At 69.5% G+C, this 14,353-nt stretch carries 11 protein-coding genes; 10 read left to right on the forward strand and 1 reads right to left on the reverse strand.

The window, feature by feature from the left end; translation table 11 throughout:
- Window positions 1-4: 4 nt before the first annotated feature.
- Window positions 5-943, reverse strand: a complete 939-nt coding sequence (locus tag LIV37_RS32530; RefSeq protein ID WP_121824243.1) for a hypothetical protein — start codon at window positions 941-943, stop codon at window positions 5-7.
- A gap of 118 nt (window positions 944-1,061) precedes the next feature.
- On the opposite strand from LIV37_RS32530, the gene LIV37_RS32535 reads away from it, so the two are divergent.
- From LIV37_RS32535 to rodA, 10 genes are all read left to right on the forward strand, one after another.
- A complete protein-coding gene (locus LIV37_RS32535; protein ID WP_020871335.1) occupies window positions 1,062-3,695 on the forward strand; it encodes a valine--tRNA ligase in 2,634 nt (877 codons plus the stop codon).
- A 217-nt stretch (window positions 3,696-3,912) separates the two neighbouring features.
- On the forward strand, window positions 3,913-5,373 hold the full coding sequence (locus tag LIV37_RS32540) for a peptidoglycan D,D-transpeptidase FtsI family protein (RefSeq protein ID WP_020871336.1): 1,461 nt from the start codon (window positions 3,913-3,915) through the stop codon (window positions 5,371-5,373).
- Between the two features lie 57 nt (window positions 5,374-5,430).
- Entirely contained in the window at window positions 5,431-6,936 is a 1,506-nt protein-coding gene (folC, locus tag LIV37_RS32545; RefSeq protein WP_020871337.1) for a bifunctional tetrahydrofolate synthase/dihydrofolate synthase, read from the forward strand.
- A 1-nt stretch (window position 6,937) separates the two neighbouring features.
- Window positions 6,938-7,291 (forward strand): DUF4233 domain-containing protein, encoded by a 354-nt coding sequence (locus LIV37_RS32550; protein ID WP_020871338.1) that lies wholly within the window; start codon window positions 6,938-6,940, stop codon window positions 7,289-7,291.
- Between the two features lie 74 nt (window positions 7,292-7,365).
- Complete coding sequence (gene ndk, locus LIV37_RS32555; RefSeq protein WP_020871339.1) at window positions 7,366-7,779, forward strand: nucleoside-diphosphate kinase; 414 nt, start codon at window positions 7,366-7,368, stop codon at window positions 7,777-7,779.
- Between the two features lie 321 nt (window positions 7,780-8,100).
- Window positions 8,101-9,120: a rod shape-determining protein gene (locus LIV37_RS32560; RefSeq protein WP_037946248.1), complete on the forward strand. Its 1,020-nt coding sequence runs from the start codon at window positions 8,101-8,103 to the stop codon at window positions 9,118-9,120.
- A gap of 142 nt (window positions 9,121-9,262) precedes the next feature.
- A complete protein-coding gene (gene mreC / locus LIV37_RS32565; protein WP_020871341.1) occupies window positions 9,263-10,207 on the forward strand; it encodes a rod shape-determining protein MreC in 945 nt (314 codons plus the stop codon).
- Window positions 10,208-10,213: 6 nt separating this feature from the next.
- On the forward strand, window positions 10,214-10,921 hold the full coding sequence (gene mreD / locus LIV37_RS32570) for a rod shape-determining protein MreD (protein ID WP_121825139.1): 708 nt from the start codon (window positions 10,214-10,216) through the stop codon (window positions 10,919-10,921).
- 79 nt (window positions 10,922-11,000) lie between these two features.
- Window positions 11,001-13,145 carry a penicillin-binding protein 2 gene (gene mrdA / locus LIV37_RS32575; protein WP_020871343.1) on the forward strand — a complete coding sequence of 715 codons (2,145 nt, stop codon included), beginning with the start codon at window positions 11,001-11,003 and terminating at the stop codon, window positions 13,143-13,145.
- A complete protein-coding gene (gene rodA, locus LIV37_RS32580) occupies window positions 13,142-14,344 on the forward strand; it encodes a rod shape-determining protein RodA (protein ID WP_020871344.1) in 1,203 nt (400 codons plus the stop codon). The genes mrdA and rodA overlap by 4 nt, the downstream gene beginning before the upstream one ends.
- Window positions 14,345-14,353: the final 9 nt, after the last annotated feature.

The following is a 14,353-nucleotide window of genomic DNA, read 5'->3' on the forward strand; positions in this document are numbered from 1 at the left end:
CGGGCTAGCCGTCGATCTCGACGCGCGCGTCCTTGCGCACCTTGGCCGTGATGCCGGCGGCGTCCTCAAGGGACATGCCACCACCGAGCACCGCGGCCGCCGGATCCGCCATGACCGTGACGCCCAGGGTGTCCTTGTCGCCCCAGACGCACGCGGGGGCCTCCATGGATCCCTGATCCGAGGTGAACTTCATGGACTGGCACTTCAGGACGTCCCCGTCGAAACCGTCCGGCGAGAACGTCCGGGGGCTGCCCTTGGCCTGCGCGGTGCCGTTGTCCTGCAGCGTCTTGACGATGACCGCCAGCGCGAGGTCCGCGCCCCGCTCCGGGTCGGTCACCTGGCCCCAGACGCCGGTGAACTTCAGCATCTCCTTACCGGAGGTCTGGTAGTCGGCCGCCACCAGATGCGGATCCTTGACGACCGGCACCTGCTGGAGGTCCTTACGGCCCGCCGCGGACAGATCGCTGTCGTCCGTGCCCGAGCCCTGGCGCTCGTAGTCCGCGGCCACGGTGTCGGGCGTGGTCAGCTTGTACGGGCCGCCGCTGCCGCCGCCGAACAGCGCGAACGCCCCCGCCCCCAGCGCCGCCACGACCACCACCGCGCCGACCGCGAGCCCCACCTTCCTGCCCTTACCGCCGCCACCGGCCGCCGGCCCCGGGGGCGGCGGGGTCTGGGGCCCGCCGTAGTAGCCCGCGCCCTGCTGGGGCGCGGGGGCCTGCTGCGGCGGCTGCGGCGGCTGACCATAAGGGTTCGCCGGCTGAGGCTGGCCATAGCCGCCGCCGGACCCGCCGTACGGGCCCGGGTGGCCGTAGCCGCCCTGCGGGGGCTGGCCGTAGCCCGGCGTCTGCGCGTACGGATTGGGCACGGGAGGCTGACCGGCGCCGTACGGCCCTGGCTGGCCCCCATAGGGGCCGGGCTGCGGCGGCGGCTGCTGATGGCTCATGTGCCTCTCCTTATGCGCATGACAGGTTCCAAACATCCTTCCCGACGCCCTCGGGAGCCTTGGCGCCGGGGCCACAACGGGTTCGTAACGGAAGGCCGCGGCCCTTTAGACTGCGGACGTGACCGAGAACTCTTCGCAGCGCCCCGCGAGCGGGCCGAACAGCCACCCCGAACTGCCGACCCAGTACGCGCCGGCCGATGTAGAGGGGCCGCTGTACGAGCGCTGGGTAGAGCGCGGTTACTTCGAGGCGGACGCGAAGAGCGGCAAAGAGCCCTACACCATCGTCATCCCGCCCCCCAATGTGACCGGTTCGCTCCACCTCGGCCATGCCTTCGAGCACACGATCATCGATGCGCTCACCCGGCGCAAGCGAATGCAGGGCTTTGAGACGCTCTGGCAGCCGGGGATGGATCACGCCGGTATCGCCACGCAGAACGTGGTCGAGCGCGAACTGGCCAAGGAGCGCGTCTCCCGCCACGACCTGGGCCGCGAGGCGTTCGTCGAGCGCGTCTGGCAGTGGAAGAGCGAGTCCGGCGGGCAGATCTCCGGCCAGATGCGGCGCCTGGGGGACGGCGTGGCCTGGAACCGCGAGCGCTTCACCATGGACGAGGGGCTCTCCAAGGCCGTCCAGACGATCTTCAAGCGGCTCTACGAGGACGAGCTGATCTACCGCGCCGAGCGCATCATCAACTGGTGCCCGCGCTGTCTTACGGCCATCTCGGACATCGAGGTGGAGTACGACGACGATGACGGCGAGCTCGTCTCGATCCGGTACGGCGAGGGCGACACCGCGATTGTCGTCGCGACGACCCGTGCCGAGACGATGCTGGGCGACACCGCGGTCGCCGTCCACCCCGACGACGAGCGCTACCGCCATATGGTCGGCACCGAGATCGAACTGCCGCTCACCGGCCGCCGGATCCCGATCGTCGCGGACGAGCACGTCGACCCCGAGTTCGGCACCGGCGCGGTCAAGGTCACCCCGGCCCACGACCCGAACGACTTCGAGATCGGGCAGCGGCACGGCCTGCCGAACCTGACCGTCATGGACGAGCACGCGGTCATCACCGCCCATGGCCCCTTCCAGGGCCTGGACCGGCTGGAGGCGCGCAGCGCCGTCGTCGGCGCCCTGCGCGCCGAGGGCCGGATCGTGGCCGAGAAGCGCCCGTACACCCACTCCGTGGGCCACTGCTCGCGCTGCAAGACCACCATCGAGCCGCGGCTGTCCATGCAGTGGTGGGTCAAGGTCGGCCCGCTGGCCAAGGCCGCGGGCGACGCGGTCCGCGACGGGCGGGTGAAGATCCACCCGGAGGACATGTCGAAGCGCTACTTCGACTGGGTCGACAACCTCCACGACTGGTGCATCTCGCGCCAGCTGTGGTGGGGCCACCGGATCCCGGTCTGGTACGGGCCGAACGGCGAGGTCGTCTGCGTCGGACCGGACGAGCAGCCGCCGAGCGGCGAGGGCTGGCACCAGGACAGCGACGTCCTGGACACCTGGTTCTCCTCCGGCCTGTGGCCGTTCTCCACGCTCGGCTGGCCCGAGCGGACCGAGAGCATGGCGAAGTTCTATCCGAACTCGGTCCTGGTCACCGGCTACGACATCCTCTTCTTCTGGGTCGCCCGGATGATGATGTTCGGCTTGTACGCGATGGACGGCACCCCGCCGTTCCACACCATCGCGCTGCACGGCATGGTCCGTGACCAGTTCGGTAAGAAGATGTCCAAGTCCTTTGGAAACGCGGTCAATCCGCTGGACTGGATGGACACCTATGGATCGGACGCGGTCCGCTTCACCCTGGCCCGGGGCGCCAACCCCGGTGTGGACGTCCCGATCGGCGAGGACTGGGTCCAGGCGTCCCGCAACTTCGCCAACAAGATCTGGAACGCGACCCGCTTCGCGCTGATGAACGGCGCCACGGTCGAGGGTGAACTGCCCGCCCCCGAGCGGCTGTCGGCCACCGACCGCTGGATCCTGTCCCGGCTGAACGCGGTGGTCGCCGAGGTCGACGCGTACTACGAGGACTACCAGTTCGCCAAGCTCTCCGACGTCCTCTACCACTTCGCGTGGGACGAGGTCTTCGACTGGTACGTCGAGCTGTCCAAGACCACCTTCGCCAAGGGCGGCGCGGAGGCCGACGCCGCGCGGCGCGTCCTCGGCGAGGTCCTGGACGTCACGCTGCGGCTGCTGCACCCGGTGGTCCCGTTCGTCACCGAGAAGCTGTGGACCTCGCTGACCGGCCAGGAGTCCGTGGTCATCGCGGACTGGCCGGGCGACAGCGGCTTCCGGGACGAGACGGCCGAGCGGGAGATCGAGAACCTCCAGCAGGTGGTCACCGAGGTTCGCCGGTTCCGCGCCGACCAGGGCCTCCAGCCCGGTCAGCGGGTCCCGGCCCGGCTGGAGCTCTCCGGCACCTCGCTGGCCGCCCACGAGGACGCGATGCGCTCCCTGCTGCGCCTCCAGCCGGCCGGTGAGGACTTCACGGCCACCGCGTCGCTGCCGGTCGCGGGCGCGACCGTGGCGCTGGACCTGTCCGGCGCGATCGACGTCGAGGCCGAGCGCAAGCGGCTGGCCAAGGACCTCGCCGCGGCCGAGAAGGACAAGGCGCAGACGACCGCGAAGCTGTCCAACGAGGGCTTCCTGGCCAAGGCCCCCGACCATGTCGTGGAGAAGATCCGCACCCGGCAGACGACCGCCGAGGCGGATATCGCCCGGATCACCGCCCAGTTGGCGGCCCTCCCCAAGGGCTGACCACCGGGGAGTACCGATCACACCACAGCGCCCCCGCCGGGGGCGCTTGCGCGTGAGGCGTGTGCGATGTGCCACAGACACCCCGGAGAAGCCGCACGGGCCCTTGGAGAAGCCCCACAGACGCCTCACAGGCACCACATAGCAAAGCCCCACCGGGAACCAAACACTGCCTTCAGGGAGTTATCCGGCCGTACGTCCCGGAAGGAGCTCCCCCTCCATGAACAAGCCGCTGAGAAGGGCATCGGTGTTCTCGCTGCTGCTCGTGCTGGCCCTGCTCGCCTGGGTCACCTATGTGCAGTTGGCGAGAGGCGACAGTCTCCGGGAGGACCCGCGCAACGCCCGGGTGGCCATCTCCGAGTACGCCGGGCCGCTGGGCGACATCATCGCCGGCGGCAAGCCGGTCACCGGCTCGGCCGCCACCAAGGGCGACCTGAAGTACAAGCGCACCTACACGGACGGGAAGCTCTGGGCGCCGATCACCGGCTACGCCTCCCAGTCCTACGGCAGCACTCAGGTGGAGGCCCTGGAGCGGCAGGTGCTCGACGGCTCCGACAGCCGGCTGAAGAACCCGCTCGAGGCGGTGACGCGGGAGCGGTCCAAGCCGGGCGACGTGATCACCACGATCAACCCGGCCGTGCAGAAGGCCGCCTACGAGGGGCTGGGGAACAAGACCGGCGCGGCCGTGGCGCTCGACCCCACCACCGGCGCCGTCCTGGGCATGGCCAGCACCCCCTCGTACGACCCCGGCACCTTCGCGGGCTCCTCCACGGCGGACCAGAAGGCGTGGACCGCGCTCCAGAAGGACGACAAGCAGCCGATGCTGAACCGCGCGCTGCGCCAGACGTACCCGCCGGGCTCCACCTTCAAGGTCCTGGTCGCCGCCGCGGCGCTGGAGAACGGGCTGTACTCGTCGGTGGACGAGCCGACCAAGAGCCCGGATCCGTACCGGCTGCCGGGCACGGTCACCGATATGCACAACGAGAACAGGTCGGCGCCCTGTGAGAACGCGAACATACGCACCGCCCTGCAGTACTCGTGCAACACGGTCTTCGCGAAGATGGCCGTGGACCTCGGCCAGTCCAAGGTGGCGGCGGAGGCCAAGAAGCTGGGCTTCGACGATGCCGAGCTGGACATCCCGGTGCGCGCCGCGAAGAGCACCTACCCGAGCGGCATGAACGACTCGCAGACGGCCCTGACCGGTATGGGACAGTTCGATGTGACGGCCACTCCGCTGCAGATGGCGATGGTCTCGTCGGCCATCGCGAACGACGGCAAGCTGATGACCCCGTACGAGGTCGACCGCACCACGGACGGCAGCGCGTCCGCCCTGGACCGGACCTCGGCCAAGACCTACAGCCAGGCGATGTCCCGGCACACCGCGTCCGAGCTGCAGTCCGCGATGCGGACGGTCGTGGACCAGGGCACCGGGACCAACGCGAAGATTTCCGGGGTGACGGTGGGCGGCAAGACCGGCACCGCCCAGCACGGTGAGAACAACAGCGCCAATCCGTACGCGTGGTTCATCAGTTACGCGGACGCCGGCGGCGGCCACAAGGTCGCGGTCGCGGTGGTGGTCGAGGACAGCGACGCGGCCCGTGCCGACATCTCCGGCGGCGGTCTGGCGGGGCCGATCGCCAAGTCGATGATGAACGCGGCACTGGCCGATACCGGCTCGTGACCTGGGTGGGGATGGCGCTGGGCCGGGTTGTCACCCCTCCCTCGTAGACTGGTCGGCGTGAGCGAGGAGCGCCCCCAGAACGAGTCCGACGAGTTCGAAGAGATCGTCGGAGCCGAGACCGACCGCGACCCCGATCTGGCGGTGATCGAGGCCGGCAGCCGGACGCTGCGTGCGCAGTCCGGGCCGCCGCAGGGAGACGGCATCCCGGCCCGCCCGTCCGACCCCGAGGTGGACCGCGCCCTGCGGGAGGTGGAGGGCGAGCTGGCCAGGCGCTGGCCGGAGACCAAGCTGGACCCGTCGCTGGTGCGGATCGAGTCGCTGATGGACATCCTCGGCTCGCCGCAGCGGGCCTATCCGTCGATCCACATCACCGGTACGAACGGCAAGACGAGCACCGCCCGCATGATCGAGTCGCTGCTGGGCGCCTTCGAGCTGCGCACCGGCCGGTACACCAGCCCCCATGTCCAGTCGATCACCGAGCGGATCAGTCTGGACGGGGCGCCGATCTCCGCCGAGCGGTTCATCGAGACGTACCAGGACATCCGGCCGTACATCGAGATGGTCGACGCCCAGCAGGAGCACCGGCTGTCCTTCTTCGAGGTGCTCACCGGCATGGCGTACGCGGCCTTCGCGGACGCGCCGGTGGACATCGCGGTGGTCGAGGTCGGCATGGGCGGCTCCTGGGACGCCACCAACGTGATCGACGCGGGCGTCGCGGTGATCATGCCGATCTCGCTGGACCACACCGACCGGCTCGGCACCACTCCGGAGCAGATCGCCGTCGAGAAGGCCGGCATAGTGAAGCAGGACGCGACCGTGGTGCTCGCGCAGCAGCCGGTGGAGGCCGCCTCCGTGGTGCTCAAGCGCGCGGTCGAGGTGGATGCCACGGTCGCCCGTGAGGGCATGGAGTTCGGCGTGCTGTCCCGGGAGGTGGCGGTCGGCGGCCAGCTGCTGACCCTGCGCGGCCTCGGCGGGGAGTACACCGATGTCTTCCTCCCGCTGCACGGCGCCCACCAGGCGCACAACGCGGCGATGGCGCTGGCGGCCGTGGAGGCGTTCTTCGGCGTCGGCTCCCAGCACGCCCGTCCGCTCGACATCGACACCATCCGCTCCGCCTTCGCCTCCGTGACCTCGCCCGGCCGGATGGAGGTCGTGCGCCGCAGCCCCACCGTGGTGCTGGACGCCGCGCACAACCCCGCGGGCGCCCGTGCCGCCGCCGCGGCGGTCACCGAGTCCTTCGACTTCAGCCGGCTGATCGGCGTGGTCGGCGCGAGTGACGGCAAGGACGTGCGCGGTCTGCTGGAAGCCTTCGAGCCGATCTTCGCCGAGGTCGTGGTGACCGGCAATTCCAGCCACCGCGCCATGGACCCGGACGAGCTGGCCGCGATCGCCGTCGAGGTCTTCGGCTCCGACCGGGTGCAGGTCGAGCCGCGGCTGGACGACGCTCTGGAGGCCGCCATCACCCTGGCGGAGGAAGAGGGCGAATACGCCGGAGCGGGCGTTCTGGTGACCGGGTCGGTGATCACGGTCGGCGAGGCCCGGCTCCTCCTGGGAAAGGGCTGATATGCGAACGCTGTGCGCTTCCACCCTCATCGGTGAGTTCTTCGTGATCGGCTTCGCCGGGCTGGTCGCGATGAAGACGTCCGGGCTTTCCACGGGCACCGTCTGGACGGTCAGCGGAATCGCCATGGGGCTGTGTGTGCTGCTGTGCGGGCTGCTGAGCCGTCCGGGTGCGGTGCAGATCGGCTGGGCCCTGCAGATCGGGCTGGTGCTGAGCGGTTTCGTGGTGCCCACCATGTTCTTCCTCGGGGCGGTCTTCGCCGCGCTGTGGTGGGCCTCGGTCCACTTCGGCCGCAAGGTCGACGAGGCCAAGGCGCGGTTCGCCGCGTCCTCGGCCGCCTCACCTGACGCTGCGTGACGTGGGCGTCGTTCCCCCATGTAGCCTCTGCCTCACAGCCCCGCCGCATGTCTTTTCCCAAAGGAGCCCGCACCGTGAGCCAGCGCACGCTCGTCCTGCTCAAGCCCGACGCCGTCCGACGCGGACTGGTGGGCGAGATTCTGGGGCGGATCGAGAAGAAGGCGGGCTGGACGATCAGCGCCCTCGAACTGCGTCAGCTGGAGCGTGAGGTCCTGGAGCAGCACTACGCCGAGCATGTCGGCAAGCCGTTCTACGAGCCGCTGGTGGAGTTCATGGCCTCCGGTCCGGCCGTTGCGCTGGTGGTCGAGGGCGAGCGGGTGATCGAGGGCGTCCGGGCGCTGGCCGGGCCGACCGACCCGATCGCCGCGGCGCCGGGCTCCATCCGTGGCGATTTCGGCACCATCGTTCGGGAAAATCTGATCCATGCCTCCGACTCGGCGGAGTCCGCCGAACGGGAAATCAAGATTTTCTTTCCTGGGCTCGCCTGATCCCGATCCGATCGTCACTGATCGGCCATCAGTTTGATCATCAGCTTGCCACACCCCTGCTGACCTGGGGGCGGCCGAATTACCCGGCCGCCCTTCGGCATATGCGAGCCGATCGGGGGAACGCATCTTCGCGACACGACGTCACCATTAGAGGAGGCGGGGTCGTGTTCTGCTGACAATGGCGGAGGACCCCCGCAGCGTGTTCGAGCGGGCGTGACTACGATGAAGTCTCTGCGCGTCGCAGCGCACACCCATCCTGCCGACCTCAAGCAAGCAATCGCTCCAGCAGGGAAGGCCTGACGTATCCTCATGGGGAACAACATGTCGTTCATCGGCCGTGACATGGCTGTCGACCTCGGGACCGCCAACACGCTGGTGTACGTCAGGGGCCGCGGGATCGTCCTCAACGAGCCATCCGTCGTCGCCATCAACACAAACACCGGCGGAATTCTCGCCGTGGGCGCCGAGGCGAAGAAGATGATCGGCCGCACCCCTGGCAACATCGTCGCTGTGCGTCCGCTCAAGGACGGCGTTATCGCCGACTTCGAGATCACCGAGCGGATGTTGCGGTACTTCATCCTCAAGATCCATAAGCGACGGTATCTCGCCCGGCCCCGAGTGGTCGTCTGTGTGCCGTCCGGTATCACCGGGGTTGAGCGCCGTGCCGTCATCGAGGCGTCCACCCAGGCGGGCGCCCGTCAGGTGCACATCATCGAGGAACCCATGGCCGCGGCCATCGGCTCCGGCCTTCCGGTCCATGAGGCCACCGGCAACATGGTCGTGGACATCGGCGGCGGAACCACCGAGGTCGCCGTCATCTCGTTGGGCGGCATCGTCACCGCGCAGTCCATCCGGGTGGCGGGCGATGAGCTGGACAACGCGATCATCCAGCACATCAAGAAGGAGTACAGCCTGCTGCTCGGCGAGCGCACCGCCGAGAACATCAAGATCACCATCGGCTCGGCGTACGAGGGCGACGAGGAGGAGCACACCGAGATCCGCGGCCGTGACCTCGTCAGCGGCCTCCCCAAGACCGTGGTGATCTCCGCCGCCGAGGTCCGCAAGGCCATGGAGGAGCCGGTCAACTCGATCGTCGACGCGGTCAAGACCACCCTCGACAAGTGCCCCCCGGAGCTCTCCGGCGACGTCATGGACCGCGGCATCGTGCTCACCGGCGGCGGTGCGCTGCTGCGCGGCCTGGACGAGCGGCTGCGCCGCGAGACCGGGATGCCGATCCACATCGCCGAGGACCCGCTGGACTCCGTCGCACTCGGGTCCGGCAAGTGCGTGGAGGAGTTCGAGGCGCTCCAGCAGGTGCTGGACGCCCAGCCCCGCAGATGACAACCCGGCGGACCGGCCGTACGGGTGGTTGGCTGCCCGTGCGGCGGAACGCTGATATACAGGCATAAGGCTCCCCAGGACCGGCCGGTCAGCACATCCCCGGCACCGGTCCGACTTCGACGAGGAAGGCACGTCGCCGCACGTGAGGGACACACGAGAGAGCCGGCTGCTCCTGGTGCTGCTGGTCGCCATCGCGTTCGCGCTGATCACGGTGGATATCCGCGGCGGCGAGGACTCACCCCTCGACGGCGCCCGGCACGCCGCCGCTTCCGTCTTCGGGCCCGTGGAGGACGGCGTCGCCTCCGCCGTGGACCCGGTCGGCAACGCGGTCGCGGCCGTACGGGAATCCGGTGACCGGCACGACCGGGTCCGCCGGCTGGAGGAGGAGAACACCAAGCTCAAGCAGCGGCTCGGCAACAACGCCCGCGACCGTGCCCGCTCCGCCGAGCTCGACAAGCTGCTCAAGACCGCCGGCGCCGGTCAGTACGGCATCAAGGGCGCCCAGGTCATCGGCATCGGCGCCGCCCAGGGCTTCTCCTGGACCGTCACCATCGACATGGGCAGCAGCGACGGCATCCGCCGCGACATGACCGTCATCAACGGCGACGGGCTGGTCGGCCGGGTCACCACCGTCGGCTCCTCGACGGCCACCGTGCTGCTCGCGATCGACCCGGACTTCACCGTCGGCACCCGTATGGAGGGATCGGGCGAGCTCGGTTTCGCCACCGGGCGCGGCGACCGCTCGCTCCATGTGCAGCTCCTCAACGGCAAGGCCCGGATCAAGAAGGGCGACCGGATGGTCACCTTCGGCTCTCAGGCGGACAAGCCGTTCGTCCCCGGCGTCCCGGTCGGCAAGGTCGTCGGCGTCGATCCCACCGGGGGCGATCTGACCCGCACGCTCCGGGTGCGCCCGTACGTCCGGTTCAGCAAGCTGGACATCGTCGGGGTCGTCGTCCAGCCGCCGCGGGCCAACCCGCGGGACAGCGTGCTCCCGCCAAAGCCCGCGAAGCCCAAGCCGACGCCCACGGTCACCGTCACGGCCAACCCCTCCGCCACCGCCACCAGCCCGGCCGCCAACAGGAGCTGACCGATGCTGCACCTCAACCGGATCGTCCTGTCGACCTGCCTGGTGGTCTTCGCCCTCGTCGTCCAGATCTGCGTACTGGCCCGCCTCCAACTGCCCGGCGCCGTTCCGGACCTGCTGCTGCTCGTCGTGCTCGGTCTCGCGCTCGTCTACGGCCACACCGGCGGCGCGCTCATCGGCTTCGGCGCGGGGCTGCTCGCCGACTTCGCCCCGCCGGCCGACCACGCCGCGGGCCGCTACGCCCTGGTGCTCTGCGTCATCGGCTATCTGGCCGGGCTCGCCAAGCCGGAGACGGGCCAGCTGAGGTCGGCCACCGGGCCGATGCTGGTGGTCGTGGCGGCGGCCATCGGCGCCACGCTGCTGTACGCCGGGGTCGGCATCCTCGTCGGCGACGACGCGGCCCGTCAGGTGGGCCTGGGCAAGCTGCTGTTCACCGCGGCCCTCTACGACCTGCTGCTGGCACCCTTCACGGTGCCGCTGATCATGGGGCTCGCCAGACGGAGTGAGAACGATCCGATGGCCGACAGCGCGGGCGGCGGCGAGAGCCCGTCCCGCTGGATCAGCACGGCGGGCGGTGTCAGCACCGGCCGGATCGGCCGGATGAGCCGGCTCAGGCGCCCGGGCCGGACGCCCCGGATCGGCAGCCAGCGCGGCGGGCTGCTGGCCCGTACCGGGAAGAACAGGACGGCACGCATCAAGGGGGTCAAGCGCCTGTGAGCAACGCCCTCCCGTCGCCCGCCTCCCTCCTGTCTCCCGCCGCCCGCCCGTCTCCCGCCGCCGCCCTCATGGGAGCGCCATGAGCAATATTCCTGAGACCGGACGGACCTCCCGGGTCACCATCCGGCTCGTCGGCCTCCAGATCCTGGTCTTCTCGCTGCTGCTGACCCTCGGCGGACGCCTGTGGTACCTCCAGATCCGCAACGGCGACGAGTACACCGCCGAAGCCGCCAACAACCACGTCCAGCAGGTCGTCCACCCCGCCGTGCGCGGTTCCATACTGGACGCCCGCGGGGTGCCGCTGGCCGACAACGAGACCCGTCTGGTGGTCTCGGCCAGCCGCACCGAGCTGATGAAGATGCCGGACGACGGCAAGGCCGTCCTCACCCGCCTCGCCGATGTCCTGGGCATGAAGTCCAAGGACGTCATGGACAAGGTCCGGCTGTGCGACGCCAAGACCCCGCAGCCCTGCTGGAACGGCTCCCCGTACCAGCCCATCCCGATCACCGACGAGGCCAGCGCCAAGCAGGCGCTCCAGATCCGCGAGCGCGAAGAGGAGTTCCCCGGCATCAGCGCCGAGCCCACCGCCGTGCGCCGCTACGCCGCGCCGGCCGGCTCCAACGCCGCCCAGGTGCTCGGCTATCTCTCCCCGGTCACCGATGAGCAGGTGAAGGAGGCCGAGCACACCAAGTCGCCCCTGCTCCGCTCCGACCAGGTCGGCAGTAACGGCCTCGAGCGCCAGTACGACAGCGAGCTGCGCGGCAAGGCGGGAGTGACCCGCTACGAGGTCGACAACCTCGGCCGGGTCATCGGCCAGCGGGAGAGCCAGCGGGCCCGCCCCGGCGACAACGTCGTCACCAGCATCGACTCGCGGGTCCAGGCCGTCGCGGAGAAGGAGCTGGACCAGGCGATGCGGGACGCCCGCAAGCAGCACGACCGGAACACCGGCACCAACTACAAGGCGGACTCCGGCGCGGTCGTGGTCATGGAGGCCAAGACCGGCCGGGTGGTGGCCATGGCGTCCAACCCGACGTACGACCCCAACGCCTGGGTCGGCGGCATCTCCGGCAAGGACTACAAGCAGCTCACCGGCAAGAAGTCCAACTACCCGCTGCTCAACCGGGCGATCCAGGGCCAGGCGGCGCCGGGCTCGATCTTCAAGGTCGTCCCGACCACCGCCGCGATCAACGCCGGCTACTCCTTCAACGGGCCGTATCCCTGCACCAGCTCGTTCAACATCGGCAGCCAGGTCTTCAAGAACTTCGAGTCCGAGAACTACGGCGGGATCAGCCTCGGCCGCGCGCTGGAGGTCTCCTGCGACACCGTCTTCTACCACCTCGCCTACGAGCAGTGGAAGAAGGACGGCGGCAACAAGCCCAAGAAGAAGCCGGGGGACTGGTTCTACCGGACCGCCCACCAGTTCGGCCTCGGTAAGGAGACCGGCATCGACCTCCCCAACGAGGTCACCGGCCGGGTCCCGGACCGCCAGTGGAAGAAGGACTACTGGAAGGCCAACAAGGACGCCTGGTGCAAGACCGGCAAGAAGGACGGGAACTACGGCCAGCGGATCGCCTACGAGAACTGCCTCGAAGGCATGAAGATGCGCGCCGGTGACTCCGTGAACTACTCCATCGGCCAGGGTGACACCCTCGTCACCCCGATCCAGATGGCCACCATCTACGCGGCCATCAGCAACGGCGGCACGCTCCACGACCCGACCGTCGGCAAGGCGATCGTCAGCCCCGACGGCAAGGACATCCAGGAGATCAAGCCGAAGGCGCACGGCAAGCTGCCGATGAAGGGCCAGACCCGCGACAAGATCGACAGCGCGCTCGCGGGCGTCGCCACCCGGGGCACCGCCGCCTGGCGGTTCCAGGGCTGGCCGCAGAGCAAGATCCCGATGCATGCCAAGACCGGTACCGCGGAGGTCTACGGCAAGCAGACCACCTCGTGGTTCGCCACGTACACCAAGGACTACACGGTCGTCATGACGATCTCCCAGGGTGGTACCGGCTCCGGCGCCTCCGGCCCCGCCGTGCGCAAGATCTACAACGCGCTGTACGGGGTCGACGCCAAGGGCGGCATCGACAAGAAGAAGGCGCTGCTGCCCCAGCCGCAGGCCGAACTGCCGAAGATCTCGTCGGACGGCTCCATCGAGTCCCAGCCGCTCGGCAAGCAGTTCGAGGCGGCCGCGCGGGAGCGGCGGCGGGGAGCTGATTCATGAGCGCGTCCACGCATGGTTACTCCGTCCGCCGCTTCACCCCGGAGCGCGGCGCCTGGAGCAAGCTCATGGCGCGCGACTCGGTCGTCCGCCGCCTCGACTGGGTGCTGCTGCTCACCGCGCTGGCCCTGTCCGCGATCGGCGGGGCGCTCGTCTACTCCGCCACCCGCAACCGCACCGAGCTCAACCAGGGCGATCCGTACTACTTCCTGGTCCGGCACGCCCTCAACACCGGCATTGGGCTGCTGCTCGCCATCGGCACCATCTGGCTGGGCCATCGCACCCTGCGCGGCGCGGTCCCGGTCCTCTACGGGCTGTCCGTCATCCTCGTCCTCGCCGTGCTCACCCCGCTGGGCTCGACGATCAACGGCGCCCACGCGTGGATCGTGGTCGGCGGCGGCTTCTCCCTGCAGCCGGGTGAGTTCGCCAAGATCACGATCATCCTGGGGATGGCGATGCTGCTGGCCGCGCGCGTGGACGCGGGCGATCGGCTCAACCCCGACCACCGCACCGTCGTCCAGGCGCTCGGCCTGGCCGGGCTGCCCATCGCGATCGTGCTGCTGATGCCGGACCTCGGTTCGGTGATGGTCATGGCGATGATCGTGCTCGCCGTGCTGCTCTCCTCCGGCGCGTCCAACCGCTGGATCGCGGGGCTCATCCTCACAGCCGTGGTGGGCGCGCTGCTCGTCTGGCAGCTGCACGTCCTCGACCAGTACCAGATCGACCGCTTCGCCGCCTTCGCCAACCCCGCGCTCGATCCGGCCGGGGTCGGCTACAACACCAACCAGGCGCGGATCGCGATCGGCTCGGGCGGGCTCACCGGCAAGGGGCTCTTCCACGGCACCCAGACCACCGGCCAGTTCGTCCCCGAGCAGCAGACCGACTTCGTCTTCACGGTCGCGGGCGAGGAGCTGGGCTTCCTCGGCGCGGGCCTGATCATCCTGCTGCTGGGGGTCGTGCTCTGGCGCGCCTGCCGGATCGCGCGCGACACCACGGAGCTGTACGGGACCGTCGTCGCGGCCGGGATCATCGCCTGGTTCGCCTTCCAGGCGTTCGAGAACATCGGGATGACGCTGGGCATCATGCCGGTTGCCGGTCTGCCGCTGCCGTTCGTCTCCTACGGCGGGTCCTCGATGTTCGCCGTATGGATCGCGATCGGGCTGCTCCAGTCCATCCGGGTGCAGAGGCCCGTCTCCGCATAGGGCCCGCTT

Source organism: Streptomyces rapamycinicus NRRL 5491, from assembly GCF_024298965.1.
Taxonomy (GTDB): domain Bacteria; phylum Actinomycetota; class Actinomycetes; order Streptomycetales; family Streptomycetaceae; genus Streptomyces; species Streptomyces rapamycinicus.

Bases quoted from the DNA above. Each gene is read 5' to 3' on its own strand.
- LIV37_RS32530 (WP_121824243.1), bottom strand. From the start codon at position 943: ATGAGCCATCAGCAGCCGCCGCCGCAGCCCGGCCCCTATGGGGGCCAG.
- LIV37_RS32540 (WP_020871336.1), top strand. From the start codon at position 3,913: ATGAACAAGCCGCTGAGAAGGGCATCGGTGTTCTCGCTGCTGCTCGTG.
- LIV37_RS32550 (WP_020871338.1), top strand. From the start codon at position 6,938: ATGCGAACGCTGTGCGCTTCCACCCTCATCGGTGAGTTCTTCGTGATC.
- LIV37_RS32560 (WP_037946248.1), top strand. From the start codon at position 8,101: ATGTCGTTCATCGGCCGTGACATGGCTGTCGACCTCGGGACCGCCAAC.
- mrdA (WP_020871343.1), top strand. From the start codon at position 11,001: ATGAGCAATATTCCTGAGACCGGACGGACCTCCCGGGTCACCATCCGG.
- rodA (WP_020871344.1), top strand. From the start codon at position 13,142: ATGAGCGCGTCCACGCATGGTTACTCCGTCCGCCGCTTCACCCCGGAG.